Source organism: Streptomyces sp. NPDC003011, from assembly GCF_053591515.1.
This window is the reverse complement of record NZ_JBSFTY010000127.1, coordinates 1-18,624: the sequence shown is the minus strand read 5'-3', so window position 1 is coordinate 18,624 and position 18,624 is coordinate 1. Positions and strand designations below refer to the sequence as shown.

The window sequence follows — 18,624 nt, the reverse complement described above, 5'->3', positions numbered from 1 at the left end:
GTCAGCCCGCCACCCTGCGCGTACCTCATACAGACGGCATACCGCCGGGATCATCAACTGTCAGCCCCCACGACACCCCGCTTTGAAGGTCAGTAGCTGCGGATGTCCTGAACAGCTAGATGTCCGCGAGGTCCACCAGCACCACTCCGGCCGCGCGTGCGTCAGGCGGCTCGAAGACACGCTCGCACATCATGGATTTCACCCGGTCGGGCAGTTGGGACAACGGATGACCGGCGAGCTCATCCAGTCCCGGGTAGACCGGGTGATCCAGCGGCTCACGCCCCCATGCCGCCGCCGCGGGCGTCGATCGCCTACGCCGGGCTGGTCCGCCAGCGCTATCCGCCGGCCCGGGACGGGCCGCAACGTCACGGCGAGTTGAGGTGTGCAGCCGGTCCACATCGGCCTGAGCCGCAGCTCTCAGGTCATCGTTCCCGCGACGGTGGAGATCTGCAACCGCCGGGCGGGCTGCTTCAAGGCCGCTTTGCCCTGTATCCGGCGCATCACACAGAACGCGATGCCACGGCACGCTCCGGTCCCGGACATAGGACGCCCTGATCGGCCGGCACCGAAGGACGGCTTGCACAGTCAATGCGGACACGATGGTGCATCCCAGCTGGGTCGGCGAGCCGCGGCCGTGACGGCACTCAACCACCTGGCCGATCGGTGACCTCGGCACCCAATTGCGGTGGTTGTACAGCACGTAGACGGGCAGGCAGCCGGCGGCCAGTGCATCGTGGACCAGCAGCTCGCTTTGGCGCTCACCGGTGGTACGCACCACATGCTCGTGGTCGTATCCGCCGCCGCGTTTGGCGCGTTTGGCCTGCACTCGCATCCCGAATCCCCGGTCTGCCGTGTGGAACCACCACTCCCAGTCGGGCCCCGTTGCGAGCCTCCTGACGCCGGTGGAACTCGCGCACGACGATGCGGTCGCTGTGCAGGCGCTGCAGATCCCCGAGGTTGAGCTGCGTGTACATCTCCTCCCCGGACGCGGAGTCGGTGAAGTGGTCAAGCGCCAGCCGCTCGAAGGTACGCGTGGCGCAGGCGCGAAGGGTCCGGCACACCGAACGGGCCGCCGGGGAGAGGCCGAGGACGGCTGCCTGCCCCGGCCCGCGCAACTCCACGCCGCAGTGCGAGCAGAAGACGAAGTGGTCAGCGATTTCCTCGCCGCACAGGCACAACGACACCAACAACTCCTCCCCCGGTTTCCACCGACGCTACGGCGCGCTCAAAGGGCGGCCGTTCGAGGTGCCGCCGTGGCGCTCAGGTAGTGGGTGTACTGCTCTTCGGTCAAGTGTTGTCCCGACCAGCCGCTGCAGAACGAGCACATGGGGCCGTTCCACTGCCAGAAGTCCTCCAGTTCCAGCAGTTGCGCGAGGGAGATCCGTTCCAGGCGCGGGCTCAGCGACCGCGCGTGCTGGCAGGCCTCGCCGACCCCGTGGGAGCGGCCGGTGTACGTGCCGTGCAGGTTCGACCCGTAGACCCACACAGTCGCCAGCGGCCCGAGCAGGCTGGGGTCCTTGCGGAAGGCGCCGACGTCGAAGGAATCGGCGGAGAAGGTGACCGCGTCAGCAAAGGCCTTGTGCAGCCCGAAGTGGACGTCTTGGATCTGCTCGCCCAGCTCTCGCAGATCCATTTCGCTCGTCACTTCGGCGGCCAGGGCCAGCGCTGTTCGCTTGTCGTGGCTGTCCCATCCGGCCTGGTGGCAGCGGCCCTGCAGGTAAAGCAGGGTGTCCTGGGCGCGCAGGCTCCCGATGGTCTCCAGTCAGCCCTCCGGGGCCTGCGGCCGCCGGTCTGACGCGGCCGCTCCCCGCGCTGCCGCGGGCTCCGGCTCCGGCTCCGGCTCCGGCTCCGGCTCCGGCTCCGGCTCCGGCTCCGGAACGATCGTGAGTGAGACGACTTGTGGACTGTAGGCCTGCGCGAGCTGGTGCAGCGCCTCGCGCCGCTGGGCCAGCAGGTCACCGGGCTGCCGCAAGGCGGGATCCAGCAGGTAGACGCCCTCCTGGAAGTGGGTGAATCCGATGCTCTCCCACAATGCAGCGATCTTGCGGCGGGCCTGTTGCCGGTAAGCCTCGGACACCTGCTCCCGGTCATCGGGCCACTCGGCCATGCCAGGTTCGGCGGCCACCGCGCAGCAGCCGCCGGACAGGCGCCGGATCGCCTCTGCCGCAAGGACGGGCGCGAGTCCGAAGCCGCGCCACGGCTTGTCCAGGAGAACTCGGTCGAGGATCAGCAGGTCACCAACCGGGCATTCGATGGCCTCGTCGAAGGCGTCGGTGTACTGACCGGTCCGGGGGTTGAGGACGGTGGAGGCGATGGATTCCAGATCGCTCGACTCCGCGTCGGCGGCCTCCCATCGGTTGTCTGAGGTGTAGTCGCGCAGTCGGCACAGGTGCAGGTAGCCGATCTCCGTGCCCTCTTCGATGGCCCGATCGCAGGCCTCGCTGCACCCCTGGGGGCATTCCTCCTCCGCGTGGAAGAGGCGCACCGAGACGGTGCCACTGCTCCAGGGTGTCCTCGAAGTCGTAGGGCTCGACGGGATGGTCGTACGTGTAGACCAGGCGCAACCGGGCCGGGTCGCCGGGCAGTTCGTGTGCCGGGCGGCGGGAGGCAGTCATGTCTGGGGAGGGTAGCGGGCAGGTCTGACAGCGGCGGCGGATGCGACTGAGAAGGCGAACTGTTCCCCCAACAGCTCCCGGCGGCTCCCCCGTTGTCGCGACTCGTGTCTGCCAGTCGGCGCATCCCAGGAACCCCGCTCCCGGCACCCGTTCGTCACTGCTCTGCGGAGACCTCGTCCACACCGAGATCGCTGCGCATGGCAGCCCGGAGATCTGACAGCAGCGTCCAGGACATCTCCGTCTCGATCTCCAGGGCATCGAGTTGACCGTCGCCGGGATGGCCGCCTGCCAGCATTTTTTTCAGCAGGCCATAGGTGTCGTTGAGCTGACGGCTCGCGGCCCGGGCGTCTGTCAGCACGGGCGCGGGCACGATCATCTGCGCCTCCGCGTAGCTGTCGCGAAGTGCCAGGCGCCGCTCCTCGAGTTGTTCGGCGCACACCTGGATCTCCGCGTCGTCCCGAGCTCGCAGGGCGTGCATCAGGTTGATCTGCGCGGTCTGGTACTGCCGGGCCGTGGTGTTGAGCGAGATATAGCAGGCCCGTCGCAGATCAGTCCGTTCACGATGGGCCGCGACGCGTGCTTCCTGCTGCCGAACCTGCTCGGCGTGGGCCCGCTCTTCGCGCTGCTGGCTGGCCGTCGCCTGCAGTTCGTGGCGCTTGAGTCGGTCGGCTCTGCTCTGTGTCAGCAGGGCCGCGCCCAGCGTGCCGACGACACCGACGATCGCCACAGCGAGCGCCGCCCAGGTTTGCCCCACAGGTCCCCCTCACATCGAGCGGGGTGGGATGTCTGGCATTCCGTGTCCGCACCCCGCCTGCGTCCAAGGGACGATCATAGAGTTCATACATTCTGCGATGCCCACGACCTGGCTGTACGGCGCCGCCCTGAGTGCGCTTGGCGGGCCGGGGTAGCGGCTGGCCGTTCCGGCATCCGTAACGCGCGGGCCGGATGCTGCCCGGGGCCAGCACGTCTGCTGCATCCGTGTCCGCGCACTCGCCCGGGGATCGGCCGAGTTGCGGCAGCTGTTCAGCCGGAGTGAAGCGCGGGCCGCAGGAGCTGGTTCGCGTGCAGCGTGCCAGGGACCAGACGCAGGGCGGTGCGCTCGCTGGGTTGGGGATCGGCGGGATCGAGGCAGTGTGTCTGGGGGACGTCGAGAACGGCGCACAGCCCGTCCTGGCCGGCGGCGGAGGTGAACACCAGCCCGTCGACGGGTCGTTCCCGGTCGAAGACCCGCAGCAGGTATTCGGTGACGATCTGCGTGGGCACGTACTCAAGATGCTCACGGCCGTCGGCGTCGGCGCTGATGCGTGTCACGAATTCGTGGAGGAACATCAGTGCACGCCGCAAATGCGCACGGTCTGTGTCGAAGATCGTAGGGATGGGTCCCAGGCGCGTGAAGTCGACCACCCTGCAGGAGCGGGTGGTCTCGAACGCGGCGTAGGTGACCAGCACGGTGTCGTCGGGAACGTGCCGGGCCACTTCCCGGATGGCGGTTGCGGGGCTGTCGGCTCCGTAGAAGAGAGGGATGCCAGCCGGGCTCATCCGGTTGGGCTGTCGGGCCTGGTCAGGCGACGCGGTTCCCAGCAGACTCGCGGACCAGTGCTGTACGACGTCGTCGTGTGCCCGTGCGCGCCACAGGCGGTGTCCGGCCGGAATGTGCTGGACGAGGCCCGCCTGGGGGATGAGTCCGCCAAGTGTCTCGAGGATGGCTGCGGCAGGGATCTCGCCACCGCCGAGATAGTGCTCGTCCTTGTCGGGCGGGGCCAGCCAGAAGACATGCCGGGTCCGATACATCACCTGGTGACTGAAACGTTCCCACCCATCGAGCAGCGCCTCGTCCTGGCGGGGGGCGATGAAGTCACGCTCCACCCACACATCGTCGTGCCGGGCCGCTTCCCGGACTGTCTCCTGCAGTTCCTCGCTGTGCAGGACGTCCGCATACAGGTCGACGAGCTCGTCACCGTCCCAGCGCTTGACGGGCACCAGTTCGCCTTCGAAGTAGGCAAGTTCGTCGGTCGCCAGGGCGTACTCGGTGCGCAGCCCGTCGAAGAAGGCTTCCAGAAGGGTGTCGATGGGGGCGGCCGGCGTGCGCGCACAGTAATCGCAGGCCTCGTCCTCGATGGCGTCTGCTGTGATTTTTTGGGCGAGGGTCTCGTCATCGACGCACTCGGCGCAGACATAGCCGTAGCCATAGCTCCATCCCTGCTCCAACTCCGCTTGCGCTATCTCATCTGCTCCCATGGGCCAACGGTATCCGTCCTGCGGATGCCACCTGGCCTCGCGGTGGCCGAGGCCATCAAGGGGTGAATGCCGTGCGCCGCGGTGAGGCAGAGCCCCCTCAACGATCACGCATCCGTCATTCTCTCTGGCCGGGTGACATCACGATGTCTGCGGTCAGCGGCGGTCCGGTGGGCTTGATCCGCTTTGACGGACATCTGAGATCAGGGGTTCTGCCCCGGGAGGATGTCCATCATGGAGAGCATGGGGAAGAAGAAGCCTCGGCCTCGCCGTTCGTTTACGCCGGAGTTCAAGGCCGAGATCGTCGAGCTGTGCCGACGTGGTGACCGCTCGGTCGGCCAGATCGCCAAGGACTTCGACCTGGCCGAGACCGCGGTGCGGCTGTGGGTGAGCCAGGCCGAGACCGGCGCGGGCGAGCGCGATGGCCTGGCCAGCAGCGAACTCGAGGAACTGGCCGCGCTGCGGCGGGAGAACCGCCGGCTGCGGGAGGACGTGGAGGTCCTCAAGCGGGCCACGGCTTTCTTCGCGAAGGAGACCCGGTGACGGTGCACCCGTTCATCGAGGCGGAGAAGCGAGACGGTCACAACGTCAAGCGCGCGTGTGAACTGCTGCAGGTCTCCCGAGCCGCCTTCTACGCCCGCTGCACCGGCAAGCCCGGCCCGCGAGCGGGCCGCGACGCCGAGCTGACCGAGAAGATCGCCGAGGTCCACGATCGGTCCCGCGGGACCTACGGGGTCCCGCGCATCCACGCCGTCCTTCAACGGCAGGGCGAGGACTGCGGGCGCCGCCGCATCGCCCGGCTGATGCGCACTGCCGGACTGCAGGGCCGGCACCGCAGGCGACGGCAGCTGACGACGATCCCCGACCCGCGGGCCGCTGTCTGGCCCGACCTCGTCGTCCGGGACTTCGCTCCCGACCCAGGCGGCCTGGACACCCGCTGGTGCGGTGACATCACATACGTTGCCACCGACGAGGGCTGGCTTTATCTGGCCACTGTCATCGACATCGCCTCCCACCGCGTGGTCGGCTGGTCCACCGCCGACCACCTGCGGACCGAATTGGGCGCAGACGCCCTCCGGTCTGCCTGCCGCCGGCGTCGTCCCACCCGTCCGGTGATCTTTCACTCGGATCGCGGCTGTCAGTACACAAGTCGACAATTTGCCGCTCTGACAACGGAGTTGGGCATCCGCCTGTCCGTCGGCCGCACCGGGCAATGCTGGGACAACGCGCTCGCCGAGTCGTTCTTCGGCACCATCAAACGGGAGTTGCTCGACACGGGAACCTGGCCCAGTCGGGCCGCCGCCCGCACCGCGATCTTCGACTTCATCGAGGGCTGGTACAACTTGCCCCGACTGCACAGCAGCCTCGGCTACCGCAGTCCCGCCGAATACGAGACCGCACTCGCAGCCTGACCACCACACCGAGGGTGTCCGTCAAAGCGGCACAAGCTCACCGGGAATTGACGAGCGAGTGGGTGCGCGCTTGCCGGGAGCCGTTCAAGCGCGTAAGGGAAGCCGCAGATCGTGCCGACGGGGAGCAAAAGCAGGCAGAGGGCTGCTGGTGCCACTCCTGCTGGGATGCCGTGATCGCCACGATCGTTGAGGGTCCGCCGGCCGCTTCGACGGCCACCGGGCCTTCCGGCAATGCCGCCGGCACCATCTTCTTCGACGACCTGTTCGGCCGTTCCACCCCACCGGACCGCGGCTGACGAGGCTGAGGCGGCCCCGCCGGGTGAGTGGAGGCCGTGGCGCCGCCGGTCGGCCAACGACAGCGCCCGCGCACGGGCCTGCGGGCCTGCAGGCCCGCAGGCCCGCAGGCCCGTGCCGGGAGTCGTTCGGTGGACCTGAGCAACGGACACGTGCACCTGTGCCAGCCTGTCACTGCTGGCGCCAGCGGCGGGTGACGAGGTTCAGCTCGTCCAGGAGGGTCGCGTCGTGTACGAGGGGCTGCAGCCAGTCGACGTCGGTGGGGCGCAGGCGGTGCAGTCCGTCATGGGTGAGTGTCTTCAGCAACGGCTCGGCGTGTTGGGCGAGCCAGTCGTCGGCGCCGAGGTCGCGGGCCAAGCGGAGCAGGCCGACCACGGCTTGGGGCGGTCTGGGGTGGGGGATGCGCTCCAGCAGGGTGATGCCTTCGGTGAGCACGGCCTGGCCCGGTGGGTGGTCTGCAGCGTGCCACATGGTGCTGGTCTGGGCCTCAGTGAACAGGCAGAGCAGTCGGGTCAGTGGGTCGCCGCTGGCATCGAGGGCGGGTGCATCGGGGCCGAAGCGGCGTGTGATCCGGCCCAATTGATCGTGCGGGATGTCCGGGCGTCCGGCGAGGTCGCTGACGCACTGGGCGAGGACCAACCAGGTCGGGGCGGACAGGCCGCCGGCGCTGGTGAACTGGATGGTGGTCAGCTGGTCGAGGATGTCGATGACGGTGGTTGCGGGCAGGTCGGCGGCGGCGTGGAGAAGGTGGCGTCCCAGGATGTCCGCGGCCAGCAGGCGCTCGTCGCCGGACAGGCTCCGCAGCATCAGAAGGAGTTCGGCGTAGGGGTGCCGGGCGGCCCGGGAACGTTGGCGGGCCGGTACAGCAGGGAGATCAGCGCATGTGCGAGGGACAGGCTGCGGGTGCGGTCGACCCCGTGGTAGGTCTCCAGGGCTGCGGGCATCTGGTGCAGGACCGGTGCCACAGCGTGCAGCACGTGCTGTGCGCCGAGGTCGTAGGTGAAGGCCGCCGGCCGGTACAGGCCGGCTGGAGCGGTGCCGTCGAGATGCTGGAAGGTCTGTGCCGTGGTGTCGTCTCGGGTGGCGAGGTTCACGGTCCAGGCGAGTTCTTGTTCGGGCTGGTGCGTGGACAGCCCCACCAGTAGGTCTCTGCGGCCGGTGGCGGGATCGGTGAAGGGCTCGGCGGCCAGGGCGCGGGTGAAGGCGCCCCAGGATCCGTCGCTGAACTGCGAGCGCCACAGCAGGGTGTGGCGGCGCCACCAGTCGACCGTGTTGCGGCTGCCCACAAGGGTGGAGGCACGGAGGGTGGGGTGGGCCAGGACGGCCAGCAGGAGCAGGTTGGCGCTGTAGATGGCGTCTTGCTGGGTGCGGTGCGTGGGGGCAGGGCGGTAAGGCACGTGGGTGCGGTGGTGGGTGTCGCCGGGCGTCTGGTTGAAGAGACTGGTCAACAGCGAGGTCAGATGCTCGCGCTGTGCCTGGGTGAGGCGGGTGAGTTGTTCGCTGGTGTTGCGTACGACTTCGGCCCGGTCGGTGAGCGGGACGTGGGAGAGCAGCGCGTACAGCTGGCCGTCGTCGACGGGGTGGTCGCTGTCCGGGCTGGTGGTGGCCAGGAGTTGGCGCAGTTCGCCGGTGATGAGGCGGGTCAGCAGGTATTCGCCGAAGGTGGCGTGCAGGAATTCGTAGCCTCTACGTTCGTGGCCGGTGACGATTGCCTGGGCTTCGTGGATGAAGAAGAAGCGGCCGAACAGCAGTGGCGTAGCGTCGGCAGGAGCGGTGTCGAGCAGGGCTCCTAGGTCGTTTTCGGCGTCGGTGGCGGTGATGCCTTGCCGGTGGCGGTTGAACATACCGATCGCGATGACGGACAGGCGCTGCAGTTCGTGTGCGACGCGGGCGGCTTCGGTGTCGGCCGGCAGGGCGTTGTGTTTGGTCACCTGGCGGCGCACGAGCTCGGTCAGGAGCCGCTCGTGCAGGCCCAGGCGTTGGATGTCCTCACCGTGCAGCAGGTGCAGGGCGTTGCCGGAGGCGTCGTAGAGAGCGAGCATGAGTAGCAGCAGCGGCTGGCTGGCGAGTTCTTCGTGACGGCCCACCACATCCCATGTGAGGGGCTGCAGGGCGTGGGTGAAGAAGTAGCGGCGGTTGATGGTGTTCCAGACGTGGAGCCAGCCGCGGATGCGGTCAGCGTCGAAGGGTTCCAGGCGGATGACGGTGCTGGGATGCGGGGTCAGGGCCTGGTCGGCGACCACGGTGCGGCTGGTGACGATCACGATGGTGGGGCGTGCCTGGTCGGCCTCGCGCTGCTGGAACTGCTGCACGCTTTACAGGTAGGCGAAGTGGCGTGCGGGATCCATGTGATCGGCCGCAGCCTGGAGCAGTTCGTCGAAGCCGTCCAGGAGGACGACTCTGACGACGCCTGTGTTCGGGCCGGTGACGTCGGGCCAGGGTGTGCGGCGGCCGGTGGAGCGCAGCACGGCCTCCTCGAGCTGTTCCTGGACGGCCAGGTCTGCGGGCAGGTGGCGCAGTTCGACGCGCTGGCAGAAGAACTCTGCCGTGGGCAGCCGGGCGGCGATCAGCTTGGTCAGCAGCGACTTGCCAGATCCGGGATGGCCCAGGATCAGCAGCGGCGCACGGGTGGCGTCCTCGGTGAGCAGATGGGCTGCGAGGAAGTCCTCCAGGTCGTCCCACAGCGGCTGGACTTGCCACCAGTCGTCACGGGCCAGGGCGCGGTCACCTGAGCGGCCGGCCACGCGAAAGGCGGGGTTGATGTAGCCGGTCTCCAGGTCGGGGATGCGCGGGCCCGACTCCTCGACCTGGGCCAGAGGGGCACGGAGTTGCTGCTGGTGCGCCGGGGTAGGGGCGCCGTTGTCCTGGGCGAAGGTCTCCAACAGCCGCGACAACCCGGCGAGTCCCCGGCTGGATGAGGCGTCCGGTGTCACAGGCTCGGACGGGTCCAGGGCTTCGGGCGGGTCTTGCGTCTCGGAGGTCAGGCGCAGTTCGGGGCATTCCCACGTCACCTGGGCCAGCAGGGCTTCGTAGCGGCGCCAGGCGCGGTGCGCGAGCTTGTCCGGCTGCTGGCCGCCTACGCCGCTTTCGTCGCATACGGTGTCGGCCGCGTAGGCGTAGGCGGCGGCGATTTCCGCGCGCAGGTCGGCGGGATGCCTCACCCGCTGCGATCCCAGGGTGACACGCTCCAGTTCGGCCACCACGTCGCTGGTGAGATCGGCCTGCTCGTGCCCGAGTTCTGTCGTGTAGCGGATGCCGGAGGCGGCCACGGTCTCGCAGAACGCCGTTACCAGGATGACCAGTTCGGCTGCGCGCAGCAGGGCGGTTCGGGTGGTGCCGCAACTGGCCCTTACCCGGTCGGCGAATCCTTCCAGCACAGCGTTCAGGTCGGTGACGACGGCACCGTGCAGCTTCAGTGGCTCCAGTAGTTCTGCGGCCAGCCGGTCGAAGCCCGTCCTTTCTCCGATGAGGACGCCCACGGCGCTGACGAAGTCGTCGGGGACGTCGGGGATGGTCTGGGCGGGTGGCAGAGCGGGCGGTTTAGCGGTTCGTGGCCGTGGCGCCTGGTCGGCGTCGGTTTCCGCCTCGCGGTGGCGGTGGCGGTGGCGGTGGCGCCAGTAGGCCAGGTCGGAGGCGAGTCCGGCCGGCGGGGTGGTAGTTGCCCGTTGGTGGCAGTACTCCACGATGCGGGCAACATCGTCCCAGGGAGGCAGGGTGGAGCGATGCCCGTTGAGCAGCATGGAGATGGCGGCGGTGCTGCGGTTCACGGCGCGTGCCAGGTCGCTTTGCTGGATGCCGCACTCACGCACCAGGCGCCCCAGCAGCTTGCAGAAAACTGCTACCGGTCCCGAAGTCTCCTCCACGCGCCCACCCCCGCCGTTCACGCTGATTCAGTGTGATCTCTGGCAGCGTAGGCAGTGACCTGCGCCAACCGCCGTCCGCTTTGGGACTTTTCAGCGAAACCCCGGCCCGGGCCTGCCCTCCGTCACGGTCGATGCGACACAACCCCAGCCTTCTTCGAGGAGTGCGCATGTCCTGGCTCACCGCCCCCGTCCCGGCTCTCGTGCTGGCCCTCGTATTCTTTGTGTTTGCAGGCGTCGTGCTGCCCGCGGTGTGGTCCACACGGCCCGCACGCCGGAAGGCAGCCGCCGCCGTTCTTGCGCAGCTCCTCCGAGCCGGACGCGATGTCGGCGGCACACGGCTTTCCATGCCGCCGTCCCCGCCTTCTGCCGGTCCTGCCACGGCCGTTCACCGGCAGACGCAGGTCCAGCCACACCACCCGGGCAACGACGCGCAGGACGCGGCATCTTGAGCCCGCTGCATGGAGCCAGCCCGCATCGTCCGCGCTCGGCGTGCCTGTGGGATGTGTCTCCTCGGCCTTGCTGTCACCGGCCGGCGTGCTCACGTTCGAGGCGGTTCGGAACGCGTCGGCCGGGGCGTTCCGAACCGCCGGGGTGTCAGTCCTGGGTGACGGTGAGGGTGCGCTGGTCGAGGTCGAGGTGGACGATGCCACCGTTGTGATCGCGGAGCTGGCGCCAAGCGGCATAGCCGGTGAGGATGGCGTGTTCCCAGTCCGCGGCACGGCAGATGCTGACCTCGAGGTGGGCGGTCATGTGACCGATGGTGGCGAGGAGTTCCTGGTCGATGTGCTTGATGTCGGCGAGGTAGCGGTGGCGGGCGGCGTACGAGAAGACGAGGGCTGAGATGCCTTCCTCGATGGCGATGGCGCGGCCGCCGTCTTCGGCTTCGTCGGCGCGGGGGTCGCTCTTGCGTTTGCGGCCCAGCAGGAAGCGGGTGACCGGGGACCAGCCCAGCACCGTGGCGTGGGCGAGGTGAAAGATGTCGTGGAAGCGGTAGCCGTCTTCGACGTGGGAGGCGCTGGTGAGAGGGTCACCGGCGGGGGTCCCGTCTTCCCGCGTGAGGACGATGACGGTGCGGCCGTCGTCGGTCTTGGTGGGCGTGAAGGTGAGTGAGGTCTGCCGGGGCAACTGTTCGTGGGCGGGGAAGCCGGCGTCGAAGGGGGTGTGCTCCTCTTGGGGGGTGGTGCGCCAGCGGTCTTTGACCTTCTCCAGGTTGGCGGCGGCTACGTCGTCGAGGTCGAGTCCGAAGCGGTGGGTGAGAGCGGCGATGTACCACAGGACGTCGCCGAGTTCTTCGCGTAACTGGTGTTTTCCCTGTTCGAAGGCAGGTCCGTCGCGCAGGAATTTCTTGTAGGCAGTGGTCAGGGATCCGACTTCGCCGGCGAGACCGAGGAGAGGGACGAGGACCGGGTCGGTGCCCTCTGCGGAGGGTTGGAGGGTTTTGATGGCCGCTTGCTGGTAGCGCTTGAAGTCCACACGCACGCCTGTCTGATCTTGGGACAGCCCCGTTGGCTTTCCCGACAGTGTGTCGTATGCTACGACAGCGCCGTTGGATATGCAGACGATTGGGGAGAGTTGTCGAACACAGGCACACCGAGCATGGACGACATCACCTCGGCCGTCATCGACTTCCTCGCCGAGTACGAGGGCGTCTCCCCCGGCGAGCTTCGCTCCGAACTGGAGCAGGGCGGGCGGGAGTTGCCCGTGGACTCCCTCTTGGTGGTCGAGATCCTCACGCGCATCGAGGAGCGTTACCACGTCGCCATTCCCGCAGACCGGGAAGCGGCCCAGGCGACCGGGTCGGTGCGGGCATTCGCCGCGGCGGTCCTGGACGCGATCGAAGAAAGGCAGTAGTCATGACCCCTCCCCCCTCCGACAGCCGTGACCGCGATCCCGAGCTGGTGCGGCTCGGTGAACGGCTGAAGAAGACCCGCGACTACTTGAACATGTCTCAGCAGTTCGTCTCGGACTCCACCGGCATCCCCCGCTCGGCCATCAGCGACATCGAGCGCGGCGAGCGGCGTGTGGACAGTCTGGAGCTGAAGAAGCTGGCGCGCCTGTACCGGCAGCCGGTCGCCTATTTCCTGGCCGAGGAGAAGGACGCGGACGCCAGCGAGTACTCGCTGGCCGGTCTGCCGCGAGCGCTGGCCCAGCTCACCGACGGGGATGCCAGGACCGTGCTGGAGTTCGCCGAGTATCTCACGCTCCGGCGCGCGGCAGAACGCGAGGATCAGAACGCCGAGGGCGGGAGTCCGACGGCGTGAACTGGGCCCTGGCACACCGGATCGCGTCGATCGCCGCCGTCCAGGCGCACCGCGACCTCGGCATCGACCGCACGCAGTACGTCCACGTGCACCGGGCGCTCGGGGCAGCGGACGTGATCGGGATGGCGCAGCCGATGCCCCGGCTGTTCGGCGTGTACTTCTCCCCCGCCGACAAGGGACCAGCCGTGATGCTGAACGCTTCGCTGAACGCGGTCACCCAGCGGCACACGGCCGCGCATGAGCTGGGGCATCACCGGCTGGGCCATCGCACCGCGGCCGATGAGGAGCTCGATCCCGCGCTGCGCTGGGGCAACGGCAGCTGGCCCGAGGAGGAGAAAACGGCGGAAGCGTTCGCAGCATGGTTCCTGATGCCCCTGCCGGCGGTGCGGGCAGCCCTGGAGCGGATCTGCGGCAGCCGGCCGTCGCGTCCCGAGCACGTCTACCGGGTGGCGCGCGAACTGGGTACGTCGTACGCCGGGACGGTACGCCACCTGGTGAACCTCCGGCTCCTCGACGCCGGCCGGGCCGGCCAGTGGTCCAAGATCCCTCCTGCCGACCTACGCAGCTCACTGGCGGGCGGGGCCTCGCTACCCGGGCAGGCCCAGGTGCACGTGATCACAGCAGCCTCCGCGGGGCAGACGGTGCACGCCGACGCGGGCGATGTGCTGGTGCTGCACCTGGACAACGCGCTCTTCGACGTCCTGCCCAAGGGAGTGGAGCCGTGGACCAGTGACGGTACGACGCCGCTGGCGAGCGCCGTGGTGACCGACGAACTTCCGCCGGGCGAACAGGGCTTGATCGAGGTCGCGGTGCCGACGCACGGCGCCGCGCTGCGGCTGACGGTGGTGCGCGAAGCCCCGCGTGCCGGGGTCGACGAGATCTGGCCCGCCTGAGCCCGACTCCCCGGACCACATCCATGTGTCAGGAGGACTGATGCACACCTTCACCGTGACCGAACGCGACGTCACCCAGGCCTGGGTCGCCGCCTGCAACAAGCTGGACCACAAGGACAACCCGGACCGGACCGGCCTGCACACGGTGGTGCGCATCGCCGACCCGACGAGCGACGACCCGGTGTTCCGCGCCGAACTCGACCGGCTGCGCACCACTCGCGGGCTCTGGCCGCTGGAGACCGTGGCCAGCACCCTGTTTCCCGCGGCCCTGGCGGCACGGAGCGCCGGCCCGGATGACCTCGCCGAGCGCTACCGACGGATGTATCCAGTCATCAAGCGGTACCCGGGCAACCACCGCGGCACGTACTTCGGCCGCCTAGTGTTCTACCCTGCGGCGTCGAAGACCGGCATCGACCAACTCAGCACCGTTATCAGCCGGCTGCGGGCACAGGCCGCGGGCACCAAGGTAGCCGCCGCGTACGAGATCGACATAGCCGCAGCCACGGACCCGGACGAGGCTGGCGCGGATCTGCTGGTCCACACGGCCGGGAAGGACAACAGCTACATCGGCTTCCCCTGCCTGAGCCACATCTCCCTCCAGCTGGACCGCGACCGGCGGGTGCACGCCGCGGTCCTGTACCGCAGCCACTTCATGTTCGAGCGCGCCTACGGCAACTATCTCGGCCTGGGCCGCCTGCTGGCCTACATCGCCCAGCAGGCCGAACTGGCCTGCGGGACCCTGACCGTGGTGGCCGGCCACGCCCGGCTGGACGGCCCCGTCACACAGCTGCGCCCCTTACTGACCGGCACCAGCCGCCTCACGGCATAACGGCAGCCGGCACAAGACCACCGGCGTCGCATGCGGCACGCTCAGTGTCCGGGCGGGCCGTTGAGCTGCCACTTGGGCGGGAACCAGGCCGGCATCGCGTCGGCCTGCTGCCGGTAGGTCTGCTTGATGCGGCTACGGCCGCTGATCCCGGCGATGTCCGGGTGGGCGACCCGGGCGTACTTGTCGACCTCACAGAACAGGTTCTGGCAGTCGATCAGCTGCAACGGGCGTCCGCGCAGCCCCGCAAAAGAGAGGCCCAGGCGGGCGAAGTGCTCGTCCTGGGTGTCGGCCATGTAGCGGATGACGTCCGCCTCGATGCCGTCAGCCGCCGGCCCGAAGCACTTGCGGATGCCGTCGCGCGCCCCGGGCCCGGGGACGACGAAGTCCATCTCCGAAAACGGCATCTCGGCCGCGTAGTTGAGGTCGATCACGAACTGGTAGGCCAGGAACGGCCCGATCGCCGGGAAGCCCAGCAGAACCCGGTAGGCACCCTGCAGCGTCGGCGCGGACAGCACCCGCTGCGGCGCGTCCGCGGTCATCATCATCTCCAGCAGCCGCAGGTGGTTCTGGTGCTTGCGCTCCTCGCCGAGCTGCGGCGGGGGCACGATGTAAGCGGCCGAGTACAACCGCTGCCCCGCGGTGAAGGCCTGGGAGAGCACCCGGTCAAAGGCGCGGTAGTCGTAGGTGTCCCACCGCGCCTCTCCCAGCGCGGTGTTCAGCAGCCGCCACGTCGAGGTTTTGTTGAAGATCTTGAACAGGAGGGTCCGGAAGAAGACTTCTTCCCACGTCTGCTCGCCCCGGTAGATCACGCCGCCGATGAGATCCTGGCTGACCCGGTCGGCGGCCCGGAAGCAGTTGGTGAAGCGGTACCGCTGCAGGATCGAGTCGTCCGTGAAAGGTCCCGCTCCCCCGGCAAGGCGTGCCTCGTAGACCTTCTGCCGCGCCGCGGCGAAACGCCAGTAGGTGTCGAACACCGGCGTCACCGTCAGCGTGCGACCTGCCACACGGATCTTCCTCGCAGGGCCGCGATCTAAGATCCCCTGCTCTGCACGCTCTTGCAGCACCGTCACCATGGGCTCAATATATATTCAATATAGATAGGTGTCAGCGAGGGGGACGTGTGGAATTGCTGTGGCAAGGTCCTCGACGCAAGACGCTGGTCGGCTGGCCGGAGGACGTGGACACGAGGCTGGACGTCCTGGTCCGGGCCGCGGCCGCGGCCGGGGAGCAGACATCGCGTTCACAGGTTCTGGCCGCGCTCGTGACGGCGGCCGAGGTTCGTCCCACCGTCATAGCCGAACTCCTCCACTCCTATCGCCAGATGCCCGCCGACGCCCTAGAAGCGGACAACGCACGGGACGACCTGCCCTCCGTGCGCTCTCCCGGACGCACCCGCGCCAGGAGGTGACGGCGCGTCGGTCCCGGCCACTCGCGCGGGCGCCTTCGGTACCCCGGTCAACGCCGCCGACGGTCCTAGGGTCACGGCTGTGTGCGCCGTCCCTCCTGGGCGGTTGCTCGGGCTCCCCCAGCGCCGTCGCCGAGGACAGGGCTGGATGGCATTGCAGGACGGCGCGCTCGACTCCTGGTGTGCTCCGGGGGGCGCGATGCCGGTACCGGGCGAGAGGACATGGTCGTTCCTGCCTCGCGTCGCCGTCTGCTGCGGAATCGCGGGGGGGGGGTGCCTCTATGTCCTTCGTCAAGGCACCCCTGTCGGGTTTGGGATGATTCGGTCTTGCTGGGGTTATGCGGCGAGCTCAACGTCTGCGGGCGGGCGGGATTCGTAGAAGGTGCCGTCTCGGAGCATGGCGAACAGGACGCTGATGCGTTGGCGGGCGAGGCGGAGGAGTGCCTGGGTGTGGGTCTTGCCGCGGGCGCGTTGCTTGTCGTAGTAGGCGCGGGAGGCCGGGGCGGCGTTCATGCAGGCGAAGGCGGACAGGAACATCGCCCGTTTGAGCTGGCGGTTTCCGCCCCGTGGCGCGTGTTCACCGTGGATCGAGGTCCCGGACGACTTCGTGGTCGGGGCGAGGCCGGCGTAGGAGGCCAGGTGGGCGGCGGTGGGGAAGCTGGTGCCGTCGCCGACGGTGACCAGCAGGACGGCGGCGGTCCTGACGCCGACGCCGGGCATCGACGTCAGGACCGGGGAAAGAGGGTGCGCCTCCAGCAGGGCGTTGATCTGGGCTTCCATTGCCCGGCGTTGGGTGTGGACGGCGGCCAGGGAGGCGGCCAGGGAGGGGATGATGTCGAGGGTGCCGGTGCCGGGGACGACGACGGTCTGTTCGTCGAGCGCGTCGAAGACGTCGTCGATCAGCCGGGTGGCCATGCGGGGGGCTTTCGGTCGGATCAGCTCCACGAGTCTGCGGCGACCGGCCCTGCGCAGGGCGGCCGGGGAGCCGTAGCGCTCCAGCAGCCAAGTGAGGGGCCTGGTGGTCGAGGCGGGGGCCCAGGACGCGTTCCAGCGAGGGGTGGAACTGGGTGAGCAGGCCGCGTATCCGGTTGCTGGTGCGGGTGCGGGTGGCGTCGGCGTACCGCTTGACGGTGCGGTAGGTCATGCGGAGCTGCCGTCGGCTACACAGCGTGTGCGGCTTCAAGAGCCCGATCGACTACGAACACGACTACTGGGCCAGCCTCGGTGAGGGGCTGGCTGCATAGGAAGGTCTCCACGATTCGAGGGGAGGGGATTGACAAGCGGGGCAGGATCCGCGTCATCCTGACCACCAGGTTCACCGAGGCGTGTGCCGCCGTGCGCTGTGCACGGCGGGTGGCCGGGGTCCCCCCCGTTATGTTCTTCGCGGTCCTGCAAGAGGGCCGCTGGCCTCCGGGCCCGGCATGACTGTGTCCCCCTGTCGAAGGCATGACCTGGGGGGTGGTGTCACCGGGCCCGGGAGGTGCCGTCGGAGACGCTGATCAGAGGTCCGGCCACCGCCCGGTCCGGCGCAATGCCGGACAGCTCGCGGGCGGCAGGTCTGCATAACGTGGATGCGCGCGTACGACACCAATGCCAAGGCCGGCACGTTCAACTCTCCTGGAAGGGCGCGATGTTCGACACCGAAGACGTGGGCGTGTTCCTCGGCCTGGACGTCGGCAAAACCACTCACCACGGGCACGGGCTGACTCCGGCCGGGAAGAAGGTCTTCGACAAGCAGCTGCCCAACAGCGAGCCGAAACTGCGGGCCGTCTTCGACAAGCTGACCGCCAAGTTCGGCACCGTACTGGTGATCGTGGACCAGCCCGCCTCGATCGGAGCCCTCCCTCTGACGGTCGCCCGGGACGCCGGCTGCAAGGTCGCCTACCTGCCCGGACTCGCGATGCGGCGGATCGCCGACCTCTACCCGGGCGAGGCGAAGACCGACGCGAAGGACGCCGCGGTGATCGCAGACGCCGCCCGGACGATGCCGCACACCCTGCGCTCCCTGGAGCTCACCGACGAGATCACCGCCGAACTCACGGTCCTCGTCGGCTTCGACCAGGACCTCGCGGCCGAGGCCACCCGCACCTCCAACCGCATACGCGGCCTGCTCACCCAGTTCCACCCGTCGCTGGAGCGCGTCCTGGGCCCCCGCCTCGACCACCAGGCAATCACCTGGTTGCTGGAGCGCTACGGCTCCCCGGCCGCCCTGCGCAAAGCCGGCCGCCGCAGGCTCGTCGAGCTCATCCGGCCCAAGGCCCCGCGCATGGCCCAGCGGCTGATCGACGATGTCTTCGAGGCGTTGGACGAGCAGACCGTCGTGGTCCCGGGGACCGGCACCCTCGACATCGTCGTGCCCTCCCTGGCCCGCTCTCTCGCCGCTGTCCACGAACAACGCCAGGCCCTGGAAACCCAGATCAACGCCCTGCTGGAGGCCCACCCTCTTTCCCCGGTCCTGACGTCGATGCCCGGCGTCGGCGTCAGGACCGCCGCCGTCCTGCTGGTCACCGTCGGCGACGGCACCAGCTTCCCGAGCGCCGCCCACCTCGCCTCCTACGCCGGACTCGCCCCGACCACGAAGTCGTCGGGCACTTCCATCCACGGCGAACACGCGCCCCGAGGCGGCAACCGCCAGCTCAAACGCGCCATGTTCCTCTCCGCCTTCGCCTGCATGAACGCCGATCCCGCCTCCCGCACCTACTACGACAAGCAACGCGCCCGCGGCAAAACCCGCCGAGTAGCCGAGGGGAATCTCACCCCTCGGCTCTCACAGATCCGTGCGTAACAGTCTCCCGTTACACGGCTCTTGCCGTTCTG

The 18,624-nt window shown here is 68.7% G+C and carries 18 protein-coding genes and 2 pseudogenes; 9 read left to right on the top strand and 11 right to left on the bottom strand.

What is annotated here, in order from left to right; translation table 11 throughout:
- Nucleotides 1-115: 115 nt before the first annotated feature.
- From ACWD0J_RS38490 to ACWD0J_RS38470, 5 genes are all read right to left on the bottom strand, one after another.
- Entirely contained in the window at nt 116-1,009 is an 894-nt protein-coding gene (locus tag ACWD0J_RS38490; protein WP_451500521.1) for a DUF6615 family protein, read from the bottom strand.
- A gap of 216 nt (nt 1,010-1,225) precedes the next feature.
- A complete protein-coding gene (locus ACWD0J_RS38485; RefSeq protein ID WP_451500520.1) occupies nt 1,226-1,633 on the bottom strand; it encodes a hypothetical protein in 408 nt (135 codons plus the stop codon).
- A 129-nt stretch (nt 1,634-1,762) separates the two neighbouring features.
- On the bottom strand, nt 1,763-2,485 hold the full coding sequence (locus ACWD0J_RS38480; protein ID WP_451500519.1) for a hypothetical protein: 723 nt from the start codon (nt 2,483-2,485) through the stop codon (nt 1,763-1,765).
- A gap of 284 nt (nt 2,486-2,769) precedes the next feature.
- Entirely contained in the window at nt 2,770-3,369 is a 600-nt protein-coding gene (locus tag ACWD0J_RS38475; RefSeq protein WP_451500518.1) for a hypothetical protein, read from the bottom strand.
- Nucleotides 3,370-3,638: 269 nt separating this feature from the next.
- On the bottom strand, nt 3,639-4,853 hold the full coding sequence (locus ACWD0J_RS38470; protein WP_451500517.1) for a HEPN-associated N-terminal domain-containing protein: 1,215 nt from the start codon (nt 4,851-4,853) through the stop codon (nt 3,639-3,641).
- Between the two features lie 240 nt (nt 4,854-5,093).
- Here ACWD0J_RS38470 and ACWD0J_RS38465 point away from each other — a divergent pair, with 240 nt between their 5' ends.
- Genes ACWD0J_RS38465 through ACWD0J_RS38455 form a run of 3 tightly spaced genes read left to right on the top strand, consistent with a single transcriptional unit; the run spans nt 5,094 to nt 6,558 of the window.
- Nucleotides 5,094-5,393, top strand: coding sequence for a transposase (locus ACWD0J_RS38465; RefSeq protein ID WP_451500516.1), 300 nt, complete (start codon nt 5,094-5,096; stop codon nt 5,391-5,393).
- On the top strand, nt 5,390-6,262 hold the full coding sequence (locus ACWD0J_RS38460; RefSeq protein ID WP_451500515.1) for an IS3 family transposase: 873 nt from the start codon (nt 5,390-5,392) through the stop codon (nt 6,260-6,262). The genes ACWD0J_RS38465 and ACWD0J_RS38460 overlap by 4 nt, the downstream gene beginning before the upstream one ends.
- 14 nt (nt 6,263-6,276) lie before the next feature.
- Complete coding sequence (locus ACWD0J_RS38455) at nt 6,277-6,558, top strand: hypothetical protein (RefSeq protein ID WP_451500514.1); 282 nt, start codon at nt 6,277-6,279, stop codon at nt 6,556-6,558.
- Between the two features lie 169 nt (nt 6,559-6,727).
- Here the strand turns inward: ACWD0J_RS38455 and ACWD0J_RS38450 are convergent, their stop codons facing one another.
- The 4 genes from ACWD0J_RS38450 to ACWD0J_RS38435 form a co-directional block, all read right to left on the bottom strand.
- Nucleotides 6,728-7,363 (bottom strand): hypothetical protein, encoded by a 636-nt coding sequence (locus ACWD0J_RS38450; RefSeq protein WP_451500513.1) that lies wholly within the window; start codon nt 7,361-7,363, stop codon nt 6,728-6,730.
- Nucleotides 7,363-8,868, bottom strand: a complete 1,506-nt coding sequence (locus tag ACWD0J_RS38445; protein ID WP_451500512.1) for a hypothetical protein — start codon at nt 8,866-8,868, stop codon at nt 7,363-7,365. The genes ACWD0J_RS38450 and ACWD0J_RS38445 overlap by 1 nt, the downstream gene beginning before the upstream one ends.
- Before the next feature lie 3 nt (nt 8,869-8,871).
- Nucleotides 8,872-10,419: an NACHT N-terminal helical domain 7-containing protein gene (locus ACWD0J_RS38440; RefSeq protein ID WP_451500511.1), complete on the bottom strand. Its 1,548-nt coding sequence runs from the start codon at nt 10,417-10,419 to the stop codon at nt 8,872-8,874.
- A 594-nt stretch (nt 10,420-11,013) separates the two neighbouring features.
- Nucleotides 11,014-11,898 (bottom strand): MazG nucleotide pyrophosphohydrolase domain-containing protein, encoded by an 885-nt coding sequence (locus ACWD0J_RS38435; protein ID WP_451500510.1) that lies wholly within the window; start codon nt 11,896-11,898, stop codon nt 11,014-11,016.
- A gap of 117 nt (nt 11,899-12,015) precedes the next feature.
- On the opposite strand from ACWD0J_RS38435, the gene ACWD0J_RS38430 reads away from it, so the two are divergent.
- The 4 genes from ACWD0J_RS38430 to ACWD0J_RS38415 are packed head-to-tail and all read left to right on the top strand — an operon-like array spanning nt 12,016 to nt 14,402.
- On the top strand, nt 12,016-12,270 hold the full coding sequence (locus ACWD0J_RS38430; RefSeq protein WP_451500509.1) for a phosphopantetheine-binding protein: 255 nt from the start codon (nt 12,016-12,018) through the stop codon (nt 12,268-12,270).
- Between the two features lie 2 nt (nt 12,271-12,272).
- Nucleotides 12,273-12,680, top strand: coding sequence for a helix-turn-helix domain-containing protein (locus ACWD0J_RS38425; RefSeq protein ID WP_451500508.1), 408 nt, complete (start codon nt 12,273-12,275; stop codon nt 12,678-12,680).
- On the top strand, nt 12,677-13,573 hold the full coding sequence (locus tag ACWD0J_RS38420) for an ImmA/IrrE family metallo-endopeptidase (protein ID WP_451500507.1): 897 nt from the start codon (nt 12,677-12,679) through the stop codon (nt 13,571-13,573). Before ACWD0J_RS38425 ends, ACWD0J_RS38420 begins: the two co-directional genes overlap by 4 nt.
- A 40-nt stretch (nt 13,574-13,613) precedes the next feature.
- On the top strand, nt 13,614-14,402 hold the full coding sequence (locus tag ACWD0J_RS38415; protein WP_451500506.1) for a hypothetical protein: 789 nt from the start codon (nt 13,614-13,616) through the stop codon (nt 14,400-14,402).
- 41 nt (nt 14,403-14,443) lie between these two features.
- Here ACWD0J_RS38415 and ACWD0J_RS38410 read toward each other — a convergent pair whose 3' ends face one another.
- On the bottom strand, nt 14,444-15,475 hold the full coding sequence (locus tag ACWD0J_RS38410) for a nucleotide kinase domain-containing protein (RefSeq protein WP_451500505.1): 1,032 nt from the start codon (nt 15,473-15,475) through the stop codon (nt 14,444-14,446).
- Nucleotides 15,476-15,522: 47 nt separating this feature from the next.
- Here ACWD0J_RS38410 and ACWD0J_RS38405 point away from each other — a divergent pair, with 47 nt between their 5' ends.
- Nucleotides 15,523-15,810 carry a hypothetical protein gene (locus tag ACWD0J_RS38405; protein WP_451500504.1) on the top strand — a complete coding sequence of 96 codons (288 nt, stop codon included), beginning with the start codon at nt 15,523-15,525 and terminating at the stop codon, nt 15,808-15,810.
- A gap of 333 nt (nt 15,811-16,143) precedes the next feature.
- On the opposite strand, the pseudogene ACWD0J_RS38400 reads toward ACWD0J_RS38405, so the two are convergent.
- Nucleotides 16,144-16,918: pseudogene (locus tag ACWD0J_RS38400) on the bottom strand (transposase); the annotation flags it as partial.
- 519 nt (nt 16,919-17,437) lie between these two features.
- Here ACWD0J_RS38400 and ACWD0J_RS38395 point away from each other — a divergent pair.
- A pseudogene (locus tag ACWD0J_RS38395) lies at nt 17,438-18,550 on the top strand (IS110 family transposase); the annotation flags it as partial.
- Between the last annotated feature and the right edge of the window lie 74 nt (nt 18,551-18,624).